This window comes from Shewanella sp. CG12_big_fil_rev_8_21_14_0_65_47_15 (assembly GCF_002783505.1).
Lineage (GTDB): Bacteria > Pseudomonadota > Gammaproteobacteria > Enterobacterales > Shewanellaceae > Shewanella.
This window is the reverse complement of record NZ_PFGL01000038.1, coordinates 1-26293: the sequence shown is the minus strand read 5'-3', so window position 1 is coordinate 26293 and position 26293 is coordinate 1. Positions and strand designations below refer to the sequence as shown.

21 protein-coding genes and 1 pseudogene are annotated in these 26293 nt (G+C 46.2%); 12 read left to right on the top strand and 10 right to left on the bottom strand.

Going from position 1 to position 26293, the window contains the following annotated elements:
- Positions 1–872: 872 nt before the first annotated feature.
- The 3 genes from COW15_RS09920 to COW15_RS09910 are packed head-to-tail and all read left to right on the top strand — an operon-like array spanning position 873 to position 4107.
- Positions 873–1136, top strand: a complete 264-nt coding sequence (locus COW15_RS09920) for an OadG family transporter subunit (RefSeq protein ID WP_293632420.1) — start codon at positions 873–875, stop codon at positions 1134–1136.
- 11 nt (positions 1137–1147) lie between these two features.
- On the top strand, positions 1148–2968 hold the full coding sequence (oadA, locus tag COW15_RS09915) for a sodium-extruding oxaloacetate decarboxylase subunit alpha (RefSeq protein WP_293632419.1): 1821 nt from the start codon (positions 1148–1150) through the stop codon (positions 2966–2968).
- An 8-nt stretch (positions 2969–2976) separates the two neighbouring features.
- Positions 2977–4107: a sodium ion-translocating decarboxylase subunit beta gene (locus tag COW15_RS09910; protein WP_293632417.1), complete on the top strand. Its 1131-nt coding sequence runs from the start codon at positions 2977–2979 to the stop codon at positions 4105–4107.
- 46 nt (positions 4108–4153) lie between these two features.
- Here the strand turns inward: COW15_RS09910 and COW15_RS09905 are convergent, their stop codons facing one another.
- Both COW15_RS09905 and COW15_RS09900 read right to left on the bottom strand, forming a co-directional pair.
- Entirely contained in the window at positions 4154–4321 is a 168-nt protein-coding gene (locus tag COW15_RS09905; protein WP_198782575.1) for a hypothetical protein, read from the bottom strand.
- 168 nt (positions 4322–4489) lie between these two features.
- Positions 4490–5746 carry a dicarboxylate/amino acid:cation symporter gene (locus tag COW15_RS09900; RefSeq protein WP_293632413.1) on the bottom strand — a complete coding sequence of 419 codons (1257 nt, stop codon included), beginning with the start codon at positions 5744–5746 and terminating at the stop codon, positions 4490–4492.
- Between the two features lie 273 nt (positions 5747–6019).
- Between COW15_RS09900 and COW15_RS09895 the strand changes: the two genes are divergently transcribed.
- From COW15_RS09895 to COW15_RS09875, 5 genes are all read left to right on the top strand, one after another.
- Positions 6020–6445: a YqaA family protein gene (locus COW15_RS09895; protein WP_293632411.1), complete on the top strand. Its 426-nt coding sequence runs from the start codon at positions 6020–6022 to the stop codon at positions 6443–6445.
- 179 nt (positions 6446–6624) lie between these two features.
- Positions 6625–9477, top strand: a complete 2853-nt coding sequence (locus COW15_RS09890; protein WP_293632410.1) for a pitrilysin family protein — start codon at positions 6625–6627, stop codon at positions 9475–9477.
- 227 nt (positions 9478–9704) lie between these two features.
- Entirely contained in the window at positions 9705–11354 is a 1650-nt protein-coding gene (gshA, locus tag COW15_RS09885; RefSeq protein ID WP_293632409.1) for a glutamate--cysteine ligase, read from the top strand.
- 17 nt (positions 11355–11371) lie between these two features.
- Positions 11372–11815: a hypothetical protein gene (locus COW15_RS09880; RefSeq protein WP_293632407.1), complete on the top strand. Its 444-nt coding sequence runs from the start codon at positions 11372–11374 to the stop codon at positions 11813–11815.
- 124 nt (positions 11816–11939) lie between these two features.
- Entirely contained in the window at positions 11940–12557 is a 618-nt protein-coding gene (locus tag COW15_RS09875) for a hypothetical protein (protein ID WP_293632405.1), read from the top strand.
- Between the two features lie 54 nt (positions 12558–12611).
- On the opposite strand, the gene COW15_RS09870 is transcribed toward COW15_RS09875, so the two are convergent.
- The 4 genes from COW15_RS09870 to dauA all read right to left on the bottom strand — a co-directional run bounded on the left by COW15_RS09870 (position 12612) and on the right by dauA (position 17639).
- On the bottom strand, positions 12612–13859 hold the full coding sequence (locus COW15_RS09870; protein ID WP_293632403.1) for a sensor domain-containing diguanylate cyclase: 1248 nt from the start codon (positions 13857–13859) through the stop codon (positions 12612–12614).
- 163 nt (positions 13860–14022) lie between these two features.
- Positions 14023–15126, bottom strand: coding sequence for a 5-(carboxyamino)imidazole ribonucleotide synthase (gene purK, locus COW15_RS09865; RefSeq protein WP_293632401.1), 1104 nt, complete (start codon positions 15124–15126; stop codon positions 14023–14025).
- A 2-nt stretch (positions 15127–15128) separates the two neighbouring features.
- Positions 15129–15620, bottom strand: a complete 492-nt coding sequence (purE, locus tag COW15_RS09860; RefSeq protein ID WP_007650201.1) for a 5-(carboxyamino)imidazole ribonucleotide mutase — start codon at positions 15618–15620, stop codon at positions 15129–15131.
- Between the two features lie 276 nt (positions 15621–15896).
- Positions 15897–17639: a C4-dicarboxylic acid transporter DauA gene (gene dauA, locus COW15_RS09855; protein ID WP_293632399.1), complete on the bottom strand. Its 1743-nt coding sequence runs from the start codon at positions 17637–17639 to the stop codon at positions 15897–15899.
- A 306-nt stretch (positions 17640–17945) separates the two neighbouring features.
- Here dauA and COW15_RS09850 point away from each other — a divergent pair, with 306 nt between their 5' ends.
- The 4 genes from COW15_RS09850 to COW15_RS09835 all read left to right on the top strand — a co-directional run bounded on the left by COW15_RS09850 (position 17946) and on the right by COW15_RS09835 (position 21913).
- On the top strand, positions 17946–19781 hold the full coding sequence (locus COW15_RS09850; RefSeq protein ID WP_293632421.1) for a VWA domain-containing protein: 1836 nt from the start codon (positions 17946–17948) through the stop codon (positions 19779–19781).
- 69 nt (positions 19782–19850) lie between these two features.
- Positions 19851–20456, top strand: a complete 606-nt coding sequence (locus COW15_RS09845; RefSeq protein WP_293632397.1) for a sigma-70 family RNA polymerase sigma factor — start codon at positions 19851–19853, stop codon at positions 20454–20456.
- Entirely contained in the window at positions 20449–21213 is a 765-nt protein-coding gene (locus COW15_RS09840; RefSeq protein ID WP_293632396.1) for a hypothetical protein, read from the top strand. Before COW15_RS09845 ends, COW15_RS09840 begins: the two co-directional genes overlap by 8 nt.
- A 163-nt stretch (positions 21214–21376) precedes the next feature.
- Complete coding sequence (locus COW15_RS09835) at positions 21377–21913, top strand: hemerythrin domain-containing protein (RefSeq protein WP_293632395.1); 537 nt, start codon at positions 21377–21379, stop codon at positions 21911–21913.
- An 82-nt stretch (positions 21914–21995) separates the two neighbouring features.
- Here the strand turns inward: COW15_RS09835 and COW15_RS09830 are convergent, their stop codons facing one another.
- The 4 genes and pseudogenes from COW15_RS09830 to COW15_RS09815 all read right to left on the bottom strand — a co-directional run.
- Entirely contained in the window at positions 21996–22181 is a 186-nt protein-coding gene (locus COW15_RS09830; protein WP_007650190.1) for a DUF3545 family protein, read from the bottom strand.
- 216 nt (positions 22182–22397) lie between these two features.
- Positions 22398–24035, bottom strand: coding sequence for a glucose-6-phosphate isomerase (pgi, locus tag COW15_RS09825; RefSeq protein ID WP_293632393.1), 1638 nt, complete (start codon positions 24033–24035; stop codon positions 22398–22400).
- Between the two features lie 20 nt (positions 24036–24055).
- Complete coding sequence (gene tal / locus COW15_RS09820; RefSeq protein WP_293632392.1) at positions 24056–25012, bottom strand: transaldolase; 957 nt, start codon at positions 25010–25012, stop codon at positions 24056–24058.
- Between the two features lie 253 nt (positions 25013–25265).
- Positions 25266–26225: pseudogene (locus COW15_RS09815) on the bottom strand (OmpA family protein); the annotation flags it as partial.
- Between the last annotated feature and the right edge of the window lie 68 nt (positions 26226–26293).

The following is a 26293-nucleotide window of genomic DNA, read 5'->3' as shown; positions in this document are numbered from 1 at the left end:
AGGTCATCGCCAAGCGCCTAATTATCTCATTGAGATGTAACGAAGCCAGCTGAATAAGCTGGCTTTTTTGCATCTGCAATAAGTGAATCAAAATATGCATTAAAGCCCGACTTACCCCAATCCGCATTTAAGTTTACTCACCACACCCGATCTTTTAAATATGTCTTTATCATGCGTTTTGTATGGCTGATAGAGTGATTCGATGCATAGCTACAATCCCCACAATAACTTCATACCGCTTGAAATACCTGTTTGTTAGCCATAGCCATCCATGGTGACAATGGTATGACTTCCTGACTTAGTGTGCTGAGAAGCCAATGTCAGAAACTGGGAGGTCTTCTGTTCTGCTTGGTGCTGAATAGCCTATGCCAATGGGATAGCATATTCAAATTGCTGTTGCCTTATGGCTCTCTATCAATATCGGTCCCTATACGTTGGATTGCAGAGACGATATCTTTGCATAACTTCTCAATGATCAGTTTGCTGACGATTGTTTTATTCCTGAACTAGGGAGCTATATTTTTATTTAGATAACACCTGGAATAGGCTTATTATTTTTTACGTTAAGCTAAAGAATATGCATTTAAAATGACAATTAATAAGAAATCATCAATAGGATTCAATAAATTCACTAATATTGGTAAGACCAATTTACATTGTGGTGGTGTTATTAGTCTCAATTAGGTATGTTTGACAATTGTAAATATAAGGATGTATTTCATGGTGTGTGAATTAATAGTCTTTAAATGTGATTTTATATTCTTTGGCGTTTACTGGTTCAGGGGAAAATGGGTTCCTTCGTTTCAGATTGGAAACCTGCGTCGTCAAAATTTTTATGGGTAATGCATTCATTAGTAAGGAGTTGCAGGGGGATGGGGACGTTAGCTGATCAGTTAATCGATGCCGTTGGCATTATGGTTTTGGGGATGGGGTTGGTGTACTTGTTTTTAAGTGTGCTTATTTTGGGTGTCCATGTGGTCGCCAAATGGTGTGCAAGTGAGGTAGTGAATAGCAAAGTTGCAGTTAATCCATCGCGTGGGGCATCAGGATTGACTGTGAATACTCACACTTTAGATCCCAAAGTGGTGGCTGCAATTACTTTAGCCGTTCAGCAATTTCGTTCGCACACAAAATAATGGGGATCAGTATGAGTTCAGTATGTTCTACGTTGGCGCCAAAGCCATTAGTGTTAACCGATGTCGTTTTACGGGATGCGCATCAGTCTATCTTAGCTACCCGTTTAAGAATCGATGACATGTTACCTGTAGCGCCATTACTCGATAGGATTGGTTTTTGGTCGCTCGAGTCTTGGGGTGGTGCAACTTTTGATGCCTGTATTCGTTATCTTGGTGAAGATCCCTGGGACCGAATTCGTGAGCTGAAAAAAGCCATGCCAAATACGCCGCAGCAAATGTTACTGCGTGGCCAAAACCTATTGGGTTATCGCCATTATGCCGATGATGTAGTCATGCGTTTTGTTGAGCGTGCCCATACCAACGGCGTCGACGTATTTCGTATTTTCGATGCGATGAACAATGTTCGCAACCTCGAGACTGCGGTGAAAGCGGTGCGCCAAGTTGGCGGCCATGCGCAGGGTACGATTTCCTATACGACGAGTCCAGTGCATACCATAGAGACTTGGGTTGATATGGCAAAACGTCTCGAAGATATGGGATGTGATTCTTTGTGTATCAAAGATATGGCGGGCTTGCTTAAGCCGATGGAAGCGTTTGAGCTTATTAGCAGGCTCAAATCACAGACGCAACTCGTGTTATCTATGCATTGTCATGCGACGACAGGGTTAAGTACTGCCACTTATCAGAAAGCCATTGAAGCGGGTATCGATGTGCTCGATACGGCCATTTCGTCGATGAGCCAAACCTATGGACATACGGCAACCGAAACCGTTATCGCTATGGTGGAAGATACTGAGCGCGCGACTGGTTACGACATGGTGCTGCTTGAGGAGATTGCCGCTTATTTCCGTGAAGTGCGCAAGAAGTACGCTAAGTTTGAAGGTGCTCTGAAAGGCATAGATTCGCGGATCTTACGTGCCCAAGTGCCTGGTGGCATGCTGACCAATATGGAGAGCCAACTTAAGGAGCAAGGTGCGGCCGATAAGATGGACTTGGTCTTGGAGGAAATCCCCCGCGTTCGTGCTGATTTAGGTTTTTTGCCGTTAGTGACACCCACATCGCAAATTGTCGGCTCGCAGGCGGTCATTAATGTGCTGATGGGTGAGCGTTACAAGTCTTTGACCAAAGAGACTGAAGGTGTGCTCAAGGGGGAGTATGGTGCGACGCCCGCGCCAGTAGATGCGGCATTACAAGCGAGAGTCTTACAAGGGGCTGAAGCTATTACCTGTCGTCCAGCGGATCTATTAACGCCTGAGCTGGCTAAATTAAGGCTTGAGTTAGTTGACAAAGCACAGGAACAACGCATTCGCCTATCCTCAGAGCATGACGATGATGTGCTGACCTATGCACTCTTTCCACAAATAGGATTGCAGTTCTTAAAGAATCGTGACGATCCGAGCACCTTTGAGCCGAAGCCTGAGCTGACGTCGGCACTTGCTGCTTCTAATGCTGTGGATCGTAGCCCCGAAACCTACACAGTGACTGTCGAAGGGCAAGAGTACGTGGTTGAAGTCGCGGCAGGCGGTGAGATCTCGCAAATTCAGCCACAGGGCCAAAGTGTTCATGCCGTGCAAGCTGCTAAGGCGAGCACAACGCCAACTGCGAGCCATGGAGAGATCCGGCTCGAAATGAGTGCGCCTCTGTCGGGCAACATCTTCAAAGTGCATGTTTCTCCAGGTGATAGAGTGTGTGAAGGTGATGTCGTGATCATCCTCGAGGCGATGAAGATGGAAACTGAAATTCGTGCTCAGGGCGATGGCATTATCGCTAAGCTCTGGGTGAAAGAAGGCGACTCAGTGTCCGTGGGTTCTCAATTACTGGCCTTGGCGTAGGAGTCATTATGGAAGGTTTAATGGCTTTTTGGGCCGAGACAGGTATTGCTCACTTTACCGGCGGGCAAGTGTTGATGATGGCTGTGGGCGCTTTGCTCCTCTATCTAGCCATAGTGCGAGGCTTTGAGCCTTTGTTATTGCTGCCAATAGGTTTTGGCGCTGTGCTGGCGAATATTCCCCATGCAGGATTTACCGAAGAGGGCGGCATGCTGTATTACGCCTATCACGTGGGGATTGAGACTGGGGTTTTCCCGCTGTTGATCTTTATGGGCGTTGGTGCGCTGACCGACTTTAGTGCCTTGATTGCGAATCCTAAAACCCTGTTGTTAGGGGCGGCGGCGCAGTTTGGGATTTTTGCGACATTGATTGGCGCAATCGCACTGAACTTAGTGCCGGGATTTGAGTTCACTATGAAGGACGCGGCGGCCATTGCGATTATTGGTGGTGCCGATGGACCGACGGCGATTTTCCTCGCCTCAAAACTGGCGCCTGAGTTATTGGGGGCGATTGCGGTCGCGGCCTATTCCTACATGGCGTTAGTTCCGATCATTCAGCCGCCGATCATGCGTTTACTGACAACCCAGGCCGAACGCGAGATTAAAATGGAGCAGCTGCGCGAAGTCAGTAAGAAGGAAAAGATCATTTTCCCTATGATGGTACTGGGATTAACGATTCTCTTCTTACCCGCGGCCACGCCGTTAGTGGGCATGTTTTGCCTTGGTAACTTGATGCGCGAATCCGGCGTGGTGGATAGATTATCGAAAACGGCGCAGAACGAGCTTATTAATATAGTGACCATATTTTTAGGGTTAGCTGTGGGTTCTAAACTTTCCGCCGAACAATTTTTGCGTGTCGAAACCTTAGGCATCTTAATTTTAGGCGCCGTAGCATTTGGTATTGGCACGGCGGCAGGCGTGTTGATGGCGAAACTCATGTGTAAGCTGTCGGGTGGTAAAGTGAATCCGCTGATCGGTGCGGCAGGTGTGTCGGCTGTGCCAATGGCGGCGAGGGTCGTCAACAAAGTGGGATTGGAAGCCAATCAGCATAACTTTCTGTTGATGCACGCCATGGGGCCGAATGTGGCGGGTGTATTAGGCTCGGCGGTTGCGGCTGGGATATTACTTGCTGTGCTGGGTTAGCGGGCAATGGCTTTATTAACAGCCGACTCATGACGAGTCGGCTTTTTTATGCGGTTAGCCACAATAATAGCATCAAGAGCAAAATCAAAGTCCCACTGATGGCAATAATATAAATGTATCCGCGTTTGCCCTGGGCGAGTGGAAGTCCATTGGCTTTTAAAAACAGAGTCCACAGCAAACACAATATCAGCGGGATTAAAAAGAGTTTAGTCATGTTGGCTCAACCTTTTTGTTTTGTATCATTACAGTCTGGTATCAATGAGTTTAACAGTTTGATCTTATTGGTAGTAATAGATTTTGATTTTATCCTTACCCCATGGAATAGTGGCGGTTATTTCCCTAATAAAAAAGACCGCCGTAGCGGTCTTTCGATATTCCATTATTACTGAGCACTGGCTGGTGCAGTCTCTTGTATATCGTTCGAATAAAACTGCGCTTCATCGAATTCATTTTCTGATTTGCCGATCACAACGGCCGTCATCATATCGCCCGTCACGTTGGTGGCGGTGCGGATCATATCGATAATACGGTCAATCGCCGCAATAAAGGCAATGCCTTCAAGTGGTAAACCAATCACACCTAAGGTCACCGTTAGCATCACCATGGCGCTACCGGGGACACCAGCTGTACCGACTGAAGCGACCGTCGCAGTCACGGCGATCATCACATAATCTAAGGTATCGAGGGGAATGTTATAAATTTGAGCGATGAAGATAGCGGCTATCGCGGGGTAAATTCCGCCACAGCCGTCCATATTCATAGTGGCGCCTAATGGCATCACAAAGGCGCTATAACGTTTAGATACGCCCATGGTTTCGACGGCGCGAGTGCTCGCGGGCAGCGTGCCAAAACTTGATGAGGTACTAAAGGCAACCAATTGTGCAGGCATGGCTTTACGGAAAAACTGCACAGGGCTTAAGCCTGCGACAAATTTCACTAAGCCTCCGTAGATAAAAATCATATGGATGAGCGCCGCAATATAGATAGCGGCGATAAATTTACCTAGGGGTAAGAGGGTCGATAAACCATATGCGCCGACTACCCAAGCCATTAAACCAAATACGCCGATAGGGGTAAGTTTTAACACCATGCGGGTTAATTGGAACATGACTTCAGCACCCGCTTCTATGGTGCGTTTCAGTGGTTCGGCTTTCTCGCCTACTTTATTGATGGCGATACCCACCAAAGCGGCAAACACAATGATCTGCAGTACCTTGCCTTCAGCTAAAGAAGCGAAGGGGTTCACTGGGATCATATCGAGTAAAACCTGCGCAAAGCCTGGAATATTACGTTCGCGCACTTCGGTTGCTGTTAGTGCCATAGTGCCGCCCATATCGATCATCGAGCCCACGGCTAAACCTATTAATGAAGCGATTGTGCCCGTTAGCATAAACAGTCCTAGGGTCTTTAAACTCAGGCGTTTCAAACTGGTCTGCGAACCTAGCGAGGTAATACTAACGACAATGGCACAGAATACTAAAGGAGCAACCAACATCTTGATTGCGCTGATAAATAAGTCGCCTAAGGGCTTCAGTACTGTCGCTGTTTCTCCTAAAATGACGCCAACAAGCGCCCCTAAGATAAAACCTGTGAGGACTTTTTGCCAAAAAGGAATGCGGCTAATTGTTTGAAGGATCATGCGTTTTCCAGAAAAATAATATAAGTACAAGTCCATATTCCCGAGATGCTAGGATGTGTCTTCCATGGAACTAAGCGAACTCCTCGGGTATAGGAGATGTTTGCCATTAAACGCATTGTATAGATAGAGTTGGGGTTATAACAAACCGATTTTCTTATAACTTATTGTGATAAATGAGTTTGTTGCAAAAAAGTTGTGAGTTACATCCGTTTTACCATGTCATTTTGGCTATGTATTTCGACACAACACTCATGTTTTCACTGGGTATCATTTATGTCCGAATTAAGTCTCATGTTTTCTGGTGCATTTTTAGCGGCCACTTTGTTACCGGGTGGTTCTGAAGTTTTACTTATTGCGCTTTTAAATCAATCTCCTGAGGCCTGGCTGTCTCTGGTTATTGTGGCGACGATTGGCAACACATTCGGTGCGATGACGAGTTTCTACTTGGGACGATTAGGGCGCTTTGCCAAGTCGCCCGAGGCGTTGAGTGGAGCAAAGTACGCCAAAGGGTTAAATTTGATAGAACATTATGGCGTTTGGGCACTATTACTTTCATGGGCGCCTGTTATTGGGGATATATTATGCCTGCTGGCTGGGTGGTTAAAGTTGCCACTAGTGCCGTCTTTTTTGATGATATTTATTGGAAAAACAATTCGTTACTTGCTTGTCGTTGCGGCGGTTACGCACTGGTTTGTTTAAGCGTTAGTACAATAGTGCGGTTTCATTTAACGGTTGTCACAGGGATAAATTCTTGTATTAATAGGAACTTAGTCACTGTTATTAAGTCATAGTGGGGTTAAGTCATAGTGTGGGTTAGTCACAGTAACTCGGGTCTTAAAAACCATTGTTTATCGATTTAGCGGTATTCTGAACAATTGATGTATAAGGGGAATATTTTGAAAAAATGGATATTAGCACTAGCGATTTCTGCCGCTTTAGCGGGTTGTGCATCCGATACCACGACAACGAACTTACCCGCTGGTGTTAGCCTGATTGAAAATGTACAACTCGCCGATCGACAAGTGGGTATTCCCTATAAAAAATATCAGTTAGCCAATGGGTTGACCGTTATCCTGCATCAGGATAACTCAGATCCTTTGGTGCATGTGGATGTCACTTACCATGTAGGCTCTGCCCGTGAACTCGCCGGGCGATCAGGTTTTGCGCATTTATTTGAGCATATGATGTTCCAAGGTTCAGAACATGTCGCCGATGAGCAACATTTTGAGGTCGTGACCGAAGCGGGCGGTACGCTTAACGGTTCAACCAACACGGATAGAACTAACTATTTTGAGACGGTGCCGAGCAATCAGCTGGAAAAAATGCTGTGGCTAGAATCGGACCGTATGGGTTTTTTATTGCCGGCACTGACCAGTGAAAAATTTGAAGTGCAGCGTGAAACCGTGAAAAACGAGCGCGCCCAGAGGATCGACAATCAACCCTATGGCCGTATGACAGAGCGGTTTAACCAAGCTTTTTACCCCGTTGGACACCCTTACTCTTGGCCCGTTATCGGCTGGCCGGAGGATCTTAATCGGGCAACTGTGGATGATGTGAGACACTTTTTTCAGCGCTGGTATGGACCAAGCAATGCCACATTGACCATAGGTGGTGATTTCGACGAGATGCAAACCCTAGCATGGGTGAACAAATATTTTGGCGAGATCCCCCGTGGACCAGAGGCTTTACCCGAGCCTAAAGCCTTAATTCATCTGGATAAGACCCGCTATATCTCGATGGAGGATAAGGTGCATTTACCACTTATCCGTATTGGTTTTCCGACCGTGTATGCGAGCCATCCCGATGAAGCGGCACTCGATCTCCTCGCCAATATTTTAGGAGGAGGGAAAACCTCCTTGCTGTATAAAAACTTGGTTAAAGATGGTTATGCAGTGCAGGCCAGTGTGAGTCAACCCTGCCAAGAATTAGCCTGTCAGATGTCGATTTACGCCCTGGCAAACCCAGAGAAGGGCGCTAACTTGGCGGATCTTGAGCAGCGGATCCTCAATTCTATTAATGAATTTGAACAACGCGGTGTCACCGATGAAGATCTGCAAAAAGTGAAGGTGCAGTTTGAAGCCGATAGTATTTTTGCCCTGCAAAGCGTGAAAGGCAAAGTGACGACACTCGCCTTGAATCAAACTATGTTTGGCGATCCCAATAAGATTGCTGCCGATCTTGCACGCTATGCCAATGTCACTAAAGACGATGTGATGCGAGTCTTTAATCAGTATATAAAAGATAAACCTCGGCTAGTCATGAGTGTGGTGCCAGAGGGCATGACGGCACTCGTCGCCCATCCCGATAACTTTACGCCACAAACCTTGCCTGTTGCGCAAACGGCCGTTCAAGGTGAATTGCCAGCGGCAAGAATCACCTCCCATTTTGACCGTTCAATCATGCCCGGATCGGGGGCGGCGCCTATGCCTAAAGCCCCTAAAATTTGGACGACTAAGTTAGCTAATGGTATTGAGGTCATGGGGACACAGAGTGCGGAAACGCCGACCGTGGAATTGGTGGTTTACCTCAATGGAGGCCACAGATTAGTCCCCGTTGAAAAGGCGGGGCTTGCGAGTTTGACGGCGGAAATGCTAAATGAATCCAGCCAAAAACGTAGCAGCGAGGCCCTTTCTCAAGCCCTAGAAATGCTCGGCAGCACAGTCGATTTTAGTGCTTCTGAATATCAAAGCACGATTAAAGTCTCTACCCTGACAGAGCATTTAGATGAGACGCTGGCCATCATGGAAGAAAAACTCTTCCAACCTGGTTTTACCGAACAGGATTTTGCAAGGGTTAAGCAACAACAATTACAACAGATCCAGCATATGCAGTCCAATGCTAGCTATTTAGCCAACTCAGTGTTGTTTGGACTACTCTATGGCAAAGACAATTCCCTTGGTGTAAGCGATAGCGGGACCTTAGATTCTGTTGCCGCACTGACCCTCGAGGATGTGAAAACCTTTTACGTAGAGCAATATCGTGGTGCTAATGCAAAAATCATCACAGTTGCGGATCTCTCTGAATCGGCCCTGCTACCTAAATTAGCCGGGTTAAGCCAATGGCAAGGCCAGGCCACAGTGCTGCCACCCTTAAAGCCATTTCCGGTATTGAAGGGGGGCACTATTTATCTGATTGATAAACCTGGGGCGGCGCAATCGGTGATCAATATTGCTAAGCGTGCTCTGACCTATGATGCAACCGGGAATTATTTTAAAGTCTCGCTGATGAATTACCCCTTAGGTGGTGCCTTTAATAGCCGTATCAATCTGAATTTGCGTGAGAATAAAGGTTACACCTATGGTGCTCGGACCGATTTTTCTGGCGGCGCCGAAGTCGGGGATTTTGTGGCATCGAGCGATGTACGTACCGATGTCACAGCTAAGGCCTTAAGCGAGTTTGTGAAGGAAATCAGTGCCTATCAGCAAGAGGGGATGACGGACGCTGAACTTGCCTTTATGCGCAACTCCGTTTCCCAAGGTCAGGCTCTCGATTATGAGACACCCTATCAAAAAGCGGGGTTTATGCGAATGATCCAGCGTTATCGGCTCAGCCAAGATTTTACCGAACAGCAGGATAAGATCATCAATACTGTAACAAAAGATGAACTCAATGCCCTCGCGGCTTCCGAGCTAGATATCAAGCAAATGATTATCTTAGTCGTAGGGGATAAGGCTAAAATTGAAGCGGATTTAGCAACATTGGGCTATCCAATTGAAACTTTAGTGTTGTAAATTGGCATTTCGCCCTTATATATACCCAAACAACCTGAAGATGTTGGAACTCGTCTCTTCAGGTAGCTTAGGTATAAAATGGACGAGGGTGTTAATTAACGACCATTCGTCATAAATTGACATCGAAAGACGGTGACAGCTAATACTGTCACCGTCTGCGTTTTGCCATAAAAGAATGTAATTTGGCTTGCCCCATACGCAGGTTTAGATTTATTTTGAGGCGTATTTTGAAAGATAAGCCTCAAAATAATGGTCTGACTGTTAACCATGTCGCGATAGCGAATCACCAATCAGAGAAGCGCAAATTGAAGCCATTCAATGAATTAGTACAATATCTCTCGGACGCTCATGGGCGCACCGCACTCTTAGGTATGTTACGTGGCATAGAGCGTGAGGCTTTACGGATCGATGAGTCTGGTTTCCTTGCTATGGATACGCACCCCCTCGAATTAGGTTCAGCGTTAATGCATTCGCGCATTACCACCGATTATAGTGAGGCGTTACTCGAATTTATTACCCCAGTGAATAATCAGGTTGAGGCCCTCTTACAGGGATTGACCGAAACCCATGCCTTTAGTGTCCGCCATTTAAATGGCCAACGTTTGTGGCCAGTGAGTATGCCCTGTTATGTCAAAGATGAGCACAATATTCCCGTTGCTCGCTATGGCTCATCGAACACTGGCAAAATGAAAACCTTATATCGCAAGGGGTTAACCTATCGTTATGGTGCCCTAATGCAGATTATTTCTGGGGTACACTTTAACTTTTCAGTATCCCAGGCACTGTGGCAGCGTCTCTATGAATTAAGTGATAAGAGTCTGACATTAGATGATTTTATCTCTGAATCTTATTTTGGACTGATCCGCAATTACCGCCGTCTAGTCTGGGTATTGCCGTACCTCTTTGGTGCTTCTCCAGCCCTGTGTAGCTCTTTTATTAAGGGGCAAAAAACCGATTTACAGTTTGAAAAGTCCGGCCGTGGCACCTTGTATTTACCCTATGCAACATCACTGCGAATGAGTGATTTAGGCTACACCAACAAAGAGCAGGAAGATCTGAATATCAGCTATAACTCTTTACCTGAGTATTTAGCGGGCGTAAATGCAGCCATTAAAATGCCATCGGCAAATTTTGCTAATATTGGGGTTAAGGTTGATGGAGAGTATCGACAGCTTAATGCCAATGTCTTGCAGATTGAAAACGAGTTTTACTCGCCCATCCGTGCTAAGCGCGTGGCTCAAAGTGGCGAAAAACCTTCAGAAGCACTCGCTCGTGGAGGGGTTGAGTATATTGAAGTACGGGCATTAGATGTTAATCCCTTTAGCCCCATAGGTATTGAAGCGAGCCAAGTTCGCTTCCTCGATTTATTCCTACTCTACTGTTTATTAACCGAATCACCTAAGTCGGATCCCGACGAAGAGGCTCGCCTTAGCGCGAATCTTAAATCGGTTGTGCTTGAGGGACGTAAACCTGACCTTGATTTATTAACCTCGACAGGGGCTTTACCCTTGAAGACCTGGCTTGCAACCTTGTTCGATGAGTTGCAACCCCTTGCTAAGTTGTTAGATGGTGAAGCAACGGATTATCAAGCTGCCTTAGCCCATTGGCGCCGCGCAGTGGATGATCCAACTCTGACCCTATCGGGACAAGTGAGTCAGCATTTAATTGCCAAGGGAGAAGATCATGGACACTGGGTTATGACACTTGCCCAGCAGTATTATCAGTACTTTATCGATTATCCGCTCTCCGATGAGACCATTGTCCAGTACCAAGCTGAAGCCAAAAGTTCGCTGGAGAAACAGGCTGCATTGGAGGCTGGGCAAAGTGCTGTTTCCTTTGATGACTATCTCGAGGATTATTTTGGAGTAAGAGCGTGAGCGTCCAAGGGATAAATATGCTGCGATTGGGACTCGTGGCGAGTTTGTTTGGTGTCAGTACCTTATTATCGGGCTGCGCAAGCTCGCCTGAAGATCCGCTCCGGTGTGGGACTGTGTCTGGCTATTTACAGCCCGATGCCAGTACCCACTGGTATCGTGTCGTTGTCACGCACTTAAATGGTCAAGCCGTTATTTCTAAACCAAATTACCAACTCGCACCAGGGGATTATGAGTTTACTGTGGCAGAACTCATCGATGATCCCTCACTGGGTGTCACGCTCAGCGCCCGTGCGCCTAAGACATTTAAGCTCATCGTCGAAGGAAACCAGCGTTACCATATTGGCGCCTTGTTTCATACGGATAAGCGCTACATGGGTAAAGATGCTTCCTACTGGGAGCCTGGGGTGTGGCAACAGGAAAGCCATGAGTGCCAACTTGAATTAACTTCTGAACCCAAATAGTCTTTAGCGTCACAGCCGATAGTCGCCTGTTTTATCTAGGGGTACTGAAAGGTGTTTTATGTTTGCCTCGTTGTGAGTGTATGCCATCATTGGGCGTCTTAATACTTTGGAGAACAAGCGATTAATGAACTGGCATTGTGCAATACTACTCTGTGCGTCCATAGGTTTACTCTCAGGATGCGCCACATCGCCCCCAAAATCCCCCGACAATTTATGTGATATTTTTCAAGAACACCGCTCTTGGTATGAAGCCGCTAAAGATACCCGTGATAAATGGGGCGTGCCGGTACATGTGCCGCTTGCCATGATGTACCAAGAAAGCTCGTTTAAGCACAATGCGGCGCCGCCGATGGAATATTTTTTAGGCTTTATTCCCATAGGTAGGGCGAGTGATGCCTATGGTTATGCCCAAGCAAAAACGATGACCTGGGACGATTATGTGCGCGAGACGGGTAACAGCTGGTCGAGTCGCAGTGATTTCGATGATGCTATGGATTTTATGGGCTGGTTTATCTATAAAACAAATAGGATCAATGGGGTATCAAAATGGGATGCGAGCGCGCAGTATCTCAATTATCACGAAGGTTGGGGTGGATACCGCCGTGGTAGTTACAAGTCTAAGGCTTGGTTAGTCAAAGTGGCGGCTAAGGTTGACGATAGGGCTAAGCGTTATGCGGCCCAATATCACACCTGTAAAGAAGATTTAGACTCATCTTGGCTGTGGCGATTATTCTTTGGTTAGCTGTTATGGCGATAACACCCAAAAGCTAATGCCAACATATAGGCTAAGTAGTCGTTATGTTTTTGCCGCAAAGGCTTCTAATGCGTGAATGGCTTTTTTCTTGGCGCGTTTTTGCTCATACATAGCGTGGTCGGCTTGCTTAAAGGAAGTTGACCAATCGCTATCAAACGGAGCTATCCCAAAGCTAAAACCAAGGCTTAATTGATCTTGATGCAACTTGATACGGATTTCATCGAGGTCGCCTTCAAGTTGTTCCCTAGGACCGTGGCAAAGCGCAACAAACTCATCCCCTCCAAAGCGCGAGATAATCCCCTTATTTTGCCAATAGCTCAAAATAGCCGTGGAAACTCGCTTAATGGCAGCATCACCCACTTGATGACCATAGGTATCGTTAATGGCTTTGAGGTTATCCATATCGATAATGATCAAAAAACTCCCAAGATGGGGTTTAGCTTGCCAATGTAGCAGGGCATCCTCGAAATTTTTGCGATTATAGAGCCCGGTTAATGAATCGAAATTGGCGAGTTTAGTGATTTGTTGTGACTTCTGATACAGGGCAATCGCATTACTGGCCTCATGGGTCAGAATCGAGACTAAATTACGGTCGTAATCACTAAAGGCTCCCACACTACTGCTGTCGAGGTTAAGCATGCCATAGAGTTTGCCATCGATACGAATGGGGCTTGAGAGTGTAGAACGTATTGGATGTTTGGCTGCAGTCAGTAGGATTTGTTGGGCCTCTTTCGATAAGGTACTACCGGAGTTGATATTTTGCATATCATTGACGACCACGACGCGGTCGCACTTTCCCTTCGTTAGACGGTATTCAAAGGATTGCTCTAAGGTAAAATTAAGCTGTTTCAGCTTGGCTAAGTCTAGGCCTACTACGGATTCAAAATGCAGCTTATTACTGATTTCGTTTACTTTAATGATGCTACCCATTTCGGCACCATTGATAATGCACACCGCTTTATTGAGTAGGGCATCGAGAAAGGCATGCTCATTCTTATAATGGCTCGACAAATGGGCGAGTTCATAAATGGCGTCATTAATATTCACCACTTGCTCCAAATGCAACCAGAGGCGACTCAGACGACCTTGATGCAGGTAGTAAATTAAGCTGTAGGCAATCACATAGATAAGACAAACAAACAGCAAAGGCAAGATAGTCCAGCCTTCTGTGGGGGCATTTAAGATAAACAGTAGAACGAATAGCACTATTGGCACAATGAGTAGCAATAAGTGATAGCGATAGTCTAAGCGGTCTATGGTTTTACGTTTAAAGTTATCCCTTAATTTCACTCTAAAATTCCTTTATTCGTGCCCTTGCTAGCGGTGGTAAAACAGTAAGCATCACTAACTCATTCACGCTGAGTACAGTTAAGTATATAACAAATATTGAAAAATAAACTGATATGGAATTTAGTACAACTCCATATCAGTATTTATTGTGACAAAACCTAAATTAATTATGGTGTTTGGCAAATTCAGCCAATACCCATGCAAGCGGAGCCTGATACTGGGCTGGCATCCAAGCTTGCAATGCGACAATGCTGTCGTTGAGTACCGTTTGATTAGGCACAGAAAGGTTTAAATGCCCCACTTTCCGGCCTGGGCGCACTTCCTTGTCGTACCAATACAGTTCTGCATTAGGCAAACTTAACCAGCGCAGGTCATTATCGATACCGATAAGGTTGACCATCACACATTGAAAATTCACCTGAGGCTGTGGAATGGCAATGCCACACAGGGCCCTTAAATGTAGCTGGAATTGATCCATATGTGTGCCAGCTTGCGTCCAGTGGCCAGAGTTATGCACACGAGGTGCTAATTCATTGACCAATAAACTATTGCCAACACGGAAACATTCCATCGCCATGACACCGACATAGTCTAATTCGTGCATGATGGCGCTGAGCATAGCTTCGGCTTGGGCTTGCAGCGGCGTTAGGCGTGCCAATGGCGAAATAGAAGCCATTAAAATACCATCTTGATGGAGATTGAGCGTCAAGGGGTAAAATATGCATTGCCCTTCGCGGGTGCGCACGCCCACTAATGACACTTCCTCATCAAAATTAATGGCCTGTTCGGCAATGGCGAAATTGCGCCAATCCTGTGGAATATCACCGGCTTCGGCTTGTTTTAGCCAGTGTTGGCCTTTGCCATCATAACCGCCCGTGCGGCGTTTCATTAACACGCGTGCGCCAAAACGTTGGTAGAGACTGTCTACTTGGGTATGGTCATCCACGAGTGTCCAAGGCGCGGTAGGTACCTTGATTTGATCGAGCAAGCTTTTTTGGCTATAGCGATCCGCTAGGCGGCTAAATACGTGGCCGTTAATAAACTGAGGGTGGCTGCTTAACTGCAAACTTAAGCTAGATTCAGGCCACTGCTCACGCTCGGCGGTAACAATATCATGGGGGGCGAGGGGGAGGATCTCATCCGTTGGTGTCATAATATCCACTGCACGGACATCAATCGCCAGTGGTTCACCCGCGTGGGTCAGCATAGCGCCTAATTGACCATTACCTAACACCCACACCCTCTGCTTTGTGTTTGTCTGGGTCATTATTAGGCTTCCCTCGGATCGGGATTGTCCAGCACTGCACGGGTTTGTTCTTCCCTAAAGGCTTCTAAGCGAGTGGCAAGCTTGGCATCGTTATTGGCTAAAATTTGGCAAGCTAGTAAGCCTGCGTTAAAAGCACCTGCGGTACCTATGGCTAAGGTGCCAACGGCAATTCCCTTAGGCATTTGTACGATAGATAACAGGCTGTCCATGCCTGAAAGTGCCTTGCTCTGTACGGGTACACCTAATACGGGTAAGCGAGTTTTAGAGGCAATCATACCTGGCAAGTGCGCCGCGCCGCCCGCACCACCAATAATGATTTTAAAACCACGGTCAGCGGCAGTGGCTGCAAACTCCATCAGTTTATCTGGCGTTCTATGGGCGGATACCACTTCAACATGATAGGGCACTTGCAGTTTATCCATGATCTCGGCGGCGGCTTCCATAGTGGGCCAATCACTCTTAGAACCCATAACAACAGCAACAAGGGCTTGCATGATAACTCCTTAACTCACTAATTTTAATTATATTTTGACCTTGTATCAGGTCTAGGTACAGTTGATGTCCAATGCGTCAGTCATGGCTGGGAGCATCATGGCGCAGAATAATACCATGTAAAGCGCTATTTCTGGCGTTTTTTGCGCGCAAAAATAATGCTTTTAGAACAGAATTGAGAGTTCATAAAATCGGAGAAAACAGCGTCTTTTACCTAAAATTTCCCCTAAAGCCAACGTATGTGACTTTAGGGGAACCTGTTCAGATGGTGACTCTGTTTAACTTTGCGATGTATGGGCCACAGCTGGTGCTTCGGCTAAGGCTTCACGCAGAGTGGGATAAAACTTGAGTACACCTTCAATAGGCTGCACTTTTGCCCTTGCCAATGTCCGAATGGGTTGGAACTGTAAATCGGCAACGATAAGTTTGGTGTGGTTAATTTTGCATTTCTCAATCAATTTGGTGAGTGCCGCTAAGCCGCCTGCATCGAGAATTGACACCCCGTCGAGGTAAAGCACTATCACTTGTTTATCTTGGGTCAGGGTCGCTATTTCGGCAAAAATGCGGTCGGCCGCGGCGAAGAATAGTGGGCCATTAATTTTGATCACAGCCCAATCGGCAGGTAGCTCTTGATCGACATAGCGTTTATTACTACTGATATCGTAAAGCTTTGTCATTTCTGCAATTTCTTTCATAAAAAGCAAAGCAGCAAGAATAATCCCTACACTGATGGCAATCACCATATCGAAAATCACAGTCAGAGAAAAACAACTCAAAAAGACTAAAATATCGCTGGTGGGAGCCGTTTTGACTAAATGCACCGCCTTTGGCGCCTCACTCATATTCCAAGCGACCACGAGTAGCAGTGCCGCCATAGCTGACATGGGTAAGTAGGCGAGCACTCCAGCTAAGGCGACTAAACCTATTAATACGACGAGTGCGTGGGTCATTGAGGCGATTGGACTCTGCGCCCTTGCTTTGACGTTGGCTGCACTGCGGGCTATTGCGGCCGTAGCAGGAATACCACCGAAAAAAGGCGTGATGATATTACCAATGCCTTGACCGAGTAACTCACTATTGGCGCTGTGGCGTTTACCCGTCATACCATCGAGTACTACAGCGCACAGGAGGGATTCAATGGCCCCTAACATGGCAATGGCAAAGGCTGCTGGAAGCAAGGCTTGAAAGGTGGCAAGGTTAAATTCGAAGGCTTGTCCATTGGCTCCCGCTTGTAACCAAGGCCATTCGAAACTCGGGAGCACGGGAGGGATCCCAGTGCCAATGGTACCGTCACTTAATTGGTAATGAAAACGTGTCCCTATGGTTTCAATATCTGCACCCATGGCATTCAGCACTAAGGCGACTATGCTGCCTAACGCAATAGCGGGTAAATGGGCGGGGACATGAATTTTTAATCTTGGCCAGAGTAACATAGTGGCTAAGGTGATCGTTGCGACCAATAGGCTAGGCAAATGCATCGTGGGGAGGGTTTTACCAAGCACCATGATTTTGGAGAAATATTGTTCAGGCATATGTTCGATCTGCAGCCCGAAAAAATCCTTAAGTTGCAAGGTCGCAATGACAACACCAATCCCAGCGGTAAAGCCTAAGGTCACCGACTCTGGAATATATAAGATCAAGCGACCAAGACGCAGCATGGCCATAGCGACTAACATCATGCCTGACATCACAGTGGCAATGAGTAATCCCGCTAAGCCAAATTGCTGGGCTATGGGATAAAGCTGCACCACAAAGGCGGCGGTCGGACCGGATACGCTGTAGCGCGAGCCACCCGTCATGGCAATGATAAAACCACCGACAATTGCAGTATATAAACCGTATTGCGGCGCGACGCCACTGGCGATGGCCAGTGCCATCGCCAGTGGGATTGCGATAATACCCACAGTGAGGCCGGCAAGAATATCTTGTCCAAAACGTTTTAAAGAGTATTTATCTTTTACGCAGGCTTCGGTGAGGGCGTGGGCAATTCTTAACGAAAATAAATGAGCAGAGTGTGGCACGAGTGGGTCCATAGTGCGGGCTGTTACGAGGCTCTATTCTAAGGTCCTTGAAAAAGCGCTTGTGTGATCTCGCTTGCAAAAATAAGTTAAATGACTTTGTTTTGAATAAATAATGTGCTCGGGAGGCGGGGGTGACAGTCATAAAAGTGTTTGCGGGATAACCCTTTTTACCCAGAGTCGCGTTTATAGGCATATAAACCTATTGGGGTCCTGACAATGAAAAAACCTTACCTCCCGAAACAGTACACTTTGACCGACCTTGCCAATCCCACTTTGGGTGGGGACGTCTTTACTCGACCTAGTCATATGAAGCTGAATCATATTCTTCTGCTATCTAGCTTATCGCTCGCCGTGCTATTGGGGTTAAGTGGCTGCACAGATAAGTCCATTGTCGACGATAAATTGCCTGTACAAGCCCCAGTAACGGCCGAGCAACAAGCTCAATTGAAACACAAACGTGAATTAGAGCAGGCATTATTACAACAGGCGGAGCAGCATAGAGCGAAGGACAATATCCTCTCTCTGGAAGCTGCAAAAATGGGCGCAGCGCAAAGGGTTATGCATATTCCTCCTCAATCTATACAGGTGGAAGCCGCTCTTGGGTTAGCTGCCCCAGCGGTTGGAAGGGTTTGGAATGCTGAGGTTCAACCTCAAGCTAATCAGTTCGCGAAGCAAGTGCAAAACGGCATTATGGTTGCGGGTGAGATCCCAGTATCCACCTTTGCTATCGATGTGGACACCGGGAGTTATTCGACCCTGAGGCGAATGCTAAATGAAGGTCGCTTACCGAGCAAAGGCACAGTGCGCATCGAAGAAATGCTCAATTACTTTCACTACGATTACCCATTACCCGGAAAGAATGACGCGCCGTTTAGTGTCACGACCGAACTCGCACCATCGCCGTATAACGACGACACTATGCTGCTGCGGATAGGACTGAAGGGCTATGAGGTGGCAAAGTCTGATATTGGCGCGAGTAATCTGGTCTTTTTGCTCGATGTTTCAGGCTCAATGGCCTCCGCCGATAAACTGCCACTCTTACAAACTGCCATGAAAATGCTTACCCAACAGTTGAGTGGGCGCGATAAGGTTTCCATCGTCGTTTATGCGGGCGCGGCTGGCGTGGTGTTAGATGGCGCTTCTGGTAATGATGCTCAAACCTTGAACTATGCATTAGAGCAGTTACGCGCTGGCGGCTCGACTAACGGTGCAGAGGGGATCAATCTTGCCTATCAATTAGCACAAAAGCACTTTATTCAAGGGGGGATCAATAGAGTCATCCTCGCGACCGATGGTGATTTTAATGTGGGGCTGACAAATTTCGATGAATTAATCAGTTTGGTTGAAAGGGAGCAAGCGCGGGGAATTGGGCTCACGACCTTAGGGTTTGGAATGGGGAACTATAACGATAGGTTGATGGAACAACTCGCCGACAAGGGCAATGGCCATTATGCCTATATAGATACCGCCAATGAGGCGCGTAAAGTGCTGGTGGAACAATTGAGTTCAACTTTGTTGACCATTGCTAAGGACGTTAAAGTGCAAGTGGAGTTTAACCCCGCCCTCGTCGCAGAATATCGTTTACTTGGTTATGAAAACCGAGCCCTGGCCCGTGAGGATTTTAACAATGATAGGGTCGATGCCGGAGAAATTGGGGCAGGCCATACAGTGACCGCACTCTACGAGCTGCGCTATGCTGAATCGGGCAATATGGCCAATGATAAGTTACGTTATGGTTATAACTCGCAAACGGGACAGGAAAAATATAGCCGAGAAGAAATCGCTTATCTAAAGCTGCGCTATCAGTTACCCGATGCTACTGATAGCCAATTACTAACCTATCCAATCCGAGCGGATCAGCGTGTTAAATCCCTAGAGCAGGCAAGCGATGATTTTCGCTTTGCGGCGGCGGTTGCAGGTTTAGGACAACTACTGAATCAGAGTCACTATTTGCATCAATTTGATTATAATAAGCTTAGTGTTTTGACTCGTTCAGCCCTAGGTAATGATAGCGATGGATATCGGCATGAATTTATGCAATTGGTTGAGATTGCCGCAGCGCTCACACAATCGAATCGAATACCGTTAAATAAATTCGATACTGGTGATAAGCCTTTTCCTCCCGAGGATAAACTCCATTAAGATGCTAGTAGCACCATTCTCATAAAATGATTTGAGATCATAGGTTAAGTTAATAATAAGGGAGCTGTCATGGCACTCGCGATACCGCAAATACATGCCCATGAACATACCGATGAGCACTTAATGCAGCGCTATGCCAAGGGGGATAGCAAGGCATTCGAGCCGCTATACCTTAAGCATAAGGGAGCATTGTATCGATACTTTGTGCGCCAGTTGGGGGATAAGCAGCTCGCTGAGGATTTATATCAAGAAACCTGGAGCAGGGTGATCCGCGCTGCCGCAAATTATGAAGCTAGCGCTAAATTTAATACTTGGCTTTATCGTATCGCCCATAATCTACTGATAGACCATGTGCGCGCCGTCAAACCCGTCGACTTAGTCGGCCACGATGAGGAGGATGCGGGTCTCGAGGTTTTTGCTGGCAAGGAGCAAGATAAACCCGATGTACAGTGGCAAGAGGCACAAAAGGGATTGTTGCTTAAGGCCTGCATTGGGTTATTACCCCAAGTGCAGAAAGAGGCATTTATTCTTAATATCGAAATGGGATTTACCGCCGCGGTGATCAGTGACATTGCTGGGGTCACGCTCGAAGCGACAAAAAGCCGTATTCGCTATGCCTATCAAAGTTTGAAAGATTGTGTAAATGCGAAGTGGCAGGAGGCTGGCCATGAGTAATTCTACCCAACAAACACAAGACCAGGCGCTGCGTGAAGAAGTCTCGGCTTGGTATCATCAACAGGCGCTTGAAGTCCCCCCTGAAAAGTTAGATCAGGATATCCTAAGATTATCGCAAACTCATCTTGCTGAGATGAATATCGCTAAGCTTAAACCACCGGTGGCACCGCTTTGGCAACGCTTCCCTTGGGCCTTTTCGAGTGCTGCGTCCTTAGTGATAGTGCTTGGTTTGCTTGTGCTTAATCGCCCGCAGGTCGATAGGGAATTGATGACACCTAGCGCGGTGATGATGGGTGCACCTACGGCATCTCCCGCGGCTGAAGCCGAGTTAAATACGGCAGAAGCAAAAAATGCCCAAATTGAACATCAAGCTAAGATGATGCAGGCAGAAGTGGCAGAATCAAGGGCGATGAAGGCTGAATCACGCATGTTAGCTCAGGAACAGGCTCAATCCGTCGCGCGTAAAACAAGCCCTATGGTAACGTCCCAGGCTTCGCCGCAACCCCATTTGGCCGCGACTCCCAACGTGGATGACGCTCAAGCTAAACCATCATCCCTCGCCGAGTCTCTGGCGCATTTGAAGGTATTGATTGAGTCTAAACAAATTGACGAGGCATTAGCCCTAGAGCAAAAACTATTGAATGAATATCCCGCATTATCCGAAGCGGGAGTCGGGGATAATAGCCCCGAGGGGATAGAAACTCCTAGAGCAACATTTAAAGCACTACAACGGCAGTTACACCAAGGGAGTCAATAGTCTTCAGTGCGGATATTTTGGGATGACACAGCGGCTTTTTACCTTGTGTCATATTATTTACTTGATCGTTGTCATAAAGTGAACAGGATTTAGCCTGCTATATTGGAGATCGATGCACGACTTGACTAGTATCAATAGTTAGAGCCCAAGTTTAGGAGGCAATATGCTTAAAAGACTCATGCATGATCATAAACATATCGCAGTTTTATTGAATGTCTTGAAAAACAAGCAGATGAAATTATCTGAAGGTGAAGCGATTAATTTTATCGTGGTCCGAGACATCGTTGAGTATATGCAAGGATATGCTGAGCGTTGCCATCATCCCGTTGAAGACATCATTTATGCCTATTATCTAGCCCATAAAACGAATGGTGCGATTGACAAACTCAGTGCGGAACATGAGGTCGTTATCCAAGTTTCGGCGGCATTAATGAACACCTTAAATTTGATCCTGAGCGATATTGTTGTTGCCAGGGAAAAGCTGGTTGCTGACTTTGCCGAGTATGTCGAGTTGCAAGAGCGGCATATGCAAATGGAAGAGCGGGAAATATTTCCTCTCCTTGCTCAACATCTAACCGAGCAGGACTGGCAAGTCATAGAAAAAGAATGCCAAGACTCTTTGATCGATGATCCTCTGTTTCTCGATCGCGAACAACAGGAGTTTGATGGGTTACGTTCTTATCTAAATACCTCAGAATGAGGGTGCTGAGAATGGTATAAAAAAAGCGCCACAGGCGCTTTTTTTACGTTCTAGATTTTATCAATCCTGATTAAACATGCGGTTACAACTGGATCGCGTCAATATCATAGTCAAAGTTATTATCTATCTCTTGGAGTTCTTTGAGTAAACGATGCTTATCCTTTAACGCTTCGATCTCTCGCCATTTACGCTTTTTATTGGAGCCTCGCGAGCGATCGGGTCTTTCAACGACTTCATCTAGCGCACAACCATAATCTAAACGATCCATGGCAACCTCCTGTTGTTGTATGTTTTGTCAGCGATTAAATAACATATTTTTAAAACAGGGTGCAAGAATTATGTTTCATTAGTGTTAACTTGAAATGAAGTTTGGATGATATGTCGTTGATATTAAGTGGGTGAACTTTAATTGTTAAAGTGGATAAATTGAATATAAATAAAGAGATACAATAAAAAAGCCAGCAATCGCTGGCTTTTTGTTCAATCAGATTTTACCCTGTCGATAAAGGTTTATCAGCCCATTACTCGAAGCGTCTAAGCTATGGGTATCTTCACTGGCGCCAATACGTTCTAGCACATCGTTGCCTAGGACCTTACCCAACTCAACTCCCCATTGATCGAAGGAGTTGATATCCCAAATGGCACCTTGAACAAAAGTTCTGTGCTCATAAAGGGCAATGAGCGCACCTAAGGTTTCAGGCGTGAGTTTATCCATTAATAGAGTATTACTGGGTTTATTTCCTGGCATCACTTTATGTTTAGCGATGAGTCGTTTCTCATCTTCGCTCATCGAGCTATTCGCTAACTCTGCTAATGCCTCTTCGAAGGTACGACCCTGCATAAGAGCTTGGGTTTGTCCAAGGCAATTAGATGCAAGCTGATCATGGTGCTCCCCAATGGGGTTGTGGCTCTGCAATGGCATAATAAAATCGGCAGGAATGAGCGCCGTACCTTGATGCAGTAGCTGGTGATAGGCATGTTGACCGTTAGTTCCTTCGCCCCCCCAAATAACGGGGCCTGTGCTGTAATCGATATCGGTGCCATTTAAGGTGACCGATTTACCGTTACTCTCCATATCTAGCTGCTGAAAATAAGCGGGGAGGCCGCGCAGATAGTGATCGTAGGTCAACACGACATGGGATTGAGCATTAAAAAAGTTACCATACCACAGCGAGAGTAAGCCCATGATGACGGGCATATTTTCCGCTAATGGTGCATTGGCAAAGTGCTCATCCATCAGATGTGCACCCTGGAGTAAGCCCCTAAAATTATCCATGCCGATCAACAGCGCAATAGGCAAGCCAATCGCCGACCATAAAGAATAACGTCCACCTACCCAATCCCACATTGGGAAGATATTATCGGCATCGATACCAAAGTCAGTGGCTTTTGCTACGTTAGATGTCACCGCTACAAAGTGTTTTGCCACATCCGATTGCAACCCACCTTTGGCTAAAAACCATGCCTTGGCCGTTAAGGTATTGGTCAGGGTTTCTTGGGTACCAAAGGATTTGGATGACATAATAAACAAGGTTGTTTCAGGGTTGAGCAACTTCAGCTTTTCAGTGATAGAAGTTCCATCGACGTTTGCCACAAAGTGGCAGTTTAACCTTGGCGTCCAGTAGGGGCGAAGCGCTTGAGACACAATTTTAGGGCCAAGAAAAGAGCCTCCAATACCAATGCTGACGATATCGGTAATCGCTTTGCCGGTATAACCCTTCCATTGTCCCGATGTCACTGAAGTGACAAACGCCTGCATTTTATTCAGGGTTTGTTGAACTTCAGGGACAATATCTTGGCCTTCGGCTGTAATTGACTGGCTAGCTGTGCTACGAAGCGCAGTGTGTAAGACCGCACGTTTTTCTGTGGTGTTAATAATATCACCAGCAAACATCGCTTTGATTTTTGTTTCGAGTTTAGCCTCAGTTGCGAGAGCATAAAGCAGTTCTAGCGTTTGTGGGGTTGCTCTATTTTTCGAGTAATCCAGAAATAAACCACAGGCCGATAACGACATATTATTGAAACGTGCCGTGTCATTTGCAAACAGCTCCCGCATATGGGGAACATTTTTGCTGTGTGCCGATAAAGCTTGCCAAGTCGTGCTTTGGGTCAAGAATGTCATCGAGTCGTCTCCGAAGATGCTTAGTTTGCCAATTTTGCCTTGAGCATCACTTCAAGTTTGCCTTGGTCAACAGCAAAGTTACGAATGCCTTCGGCTAACTTATCGACGGCCATAGGATCTTGGTTGAAGTCCCAGCGGAATTGAGCTTCTGTTAAGGGCTCCACCGCACTTGAACTTGAATTGGCTGGCAAAAGTTTAGGTTGGATCTGTTGCTGAGAGTTGGCTAATTCTTCGAGCAGAGAGGGACCAATGGTGAGGCGATCACAACCCGCAAGTTCAATAATCTCACCAATATTGCGAAAACTCGCCCCCATCACAACAGTCTTATAGCCATGCTGTTTGTAGTAGTTGTAAATTTCAGTCACCGACACAACACCCGGATCATTGGCGGGAGTATAATCTTTACCAGTGTCTTTCTTATACCAATCCAGAATGCGACCAACGAAGGGGGATATTAAGTAAACACCGGCTTCAGCACAGGCACGCGCTTGAGCAAAGCTGAATAACAGGGTTAAGTTACAGTTGATCCCTTCTTGCTCTAATTGTTTGGCGGCACAAATACCTTCCCAAGTAGAGGCTAATTTGATCAGAATACGAGATTTATCTATGCCAGCGTCTTGATATAGACGCACCAGTTTATGGGCTTTGGCGATGGATTTTTCTTTGTCAAAGGAAAGGCGGGCATCAACTTCAGTTGAAATACGGCCTGGCACGAGTTTGAGGATTTCAACGCCAATATTCACGGCAAGCTTATCACTGGCGTCATCAATTTGTTGCTCAACATCCGAACTCTGTGATTTTGCCCATGAAATGGCATTATCAATTAGAGCACTATATTCAGGAATTTGAGCGGCTTTCAAGATGAGTGATGGATTGGTTGTCGCATCTTCAGGCTGGTAGCGTTTGATTGCTTCGATGTCGCCTGTGTCAGCAACAATGGTGGTATAAGACTTGAGTTGCTCTAATGTATTGGCCATGAAAAACATCCTTCTGAGGTAGCTGTCTAAACTCGGAATTTACTGATGACTATTAGAAGCGATTTTGCCAACTTTTCCAACCTTGAATGTAAAAAAATTACAAAAATGACAAAACTATGTCGATTCTAACTAAAACTAAGCCAAGTGACGTACTTGGTGTGGAAGCACGAAAGGAACATTAACCCTATGCCAGCTTCCAGAAAACAAAAAAGTCGCTGCAAGCAGCGACTTTTATATTACTGAAAGTAAATGATTACTTTAGTACTGGTTGTTTCGTAGTGGTGGTCACGATAGCTTCAATGCGGCGGTTAGCTGCATGGGCTTCTTTTGAGTCACCAGCGACGATTGGTTTAGTCACACCGTAGCCATTAGAAGTTACGCGGCTTTGGCTGATACCATACTTTTCAACAAGAATTTGAGCGACAGCATCGGCACGCTTGTCTGATAGCACCATGTTGTATTCAGGCTTGCCTACGTTAGAGGCGTGGCCTGCGATTTCAACAGTGAACTCTGGGTTCTTGTTCAGGTAGTTAGCCAGTTTTTCGATTGATTTGTAGTATTCTTTTTTAACTACAGCTGAATCGTTAGCAAACTGGATAGAGCCTACATCTTCTTGTTGTTTCACATTTTCATAGATAGTACAACCAGTTGAGTCAACTTTGTGGGTTGCTGGTGTGGCTGGGCACTGATCTTTATCGTCATAGACACCATCGTTGTCAGAATCAACAGGCGCTGCTGCAACGACTGCTGCGGCGGCAACTGGTGCTGCTGCAGTACCGAAACGGTAGCTTAATTCTAAGCCCCAGTAGTTGCTATCGGCTTCAATAGTGTTGAAGTCGGTATCATCTAAATTCTCATAACGACGGTATTTAGCTTGTAACTTCAGGTTATCAGTGAAGTTATAGCCTACACCAGCACCAAGGTATGGTGCAAAGTCATTAGAGCTGTATGAGCCATTCGCACCAGAAACGGTGTCGTGTTGGCTATTTTCTAGGGTGTAGTACATTACACCCGCTTCTGCTGATAAGCTCCAACGGTTAGCTAATGGCCATACACCCACTAAACCGAGAGTCGTACCTTTAACGTCAGCATCGTTGCTAATGCCTGAAGTGGTCCAATCAGCATTACCTAGATCGCGATAGCCGATTTCTGCACCAAAGTAGTCATTAAACATATAGCCAGCGAAGATGTCCCATGCGTATGGATTGTCATGGTAGTGTTCAAATTTCTGTGTCATTTCTTTAAGCTATACCAAAAAGAGATGATTTATGACCACACCTA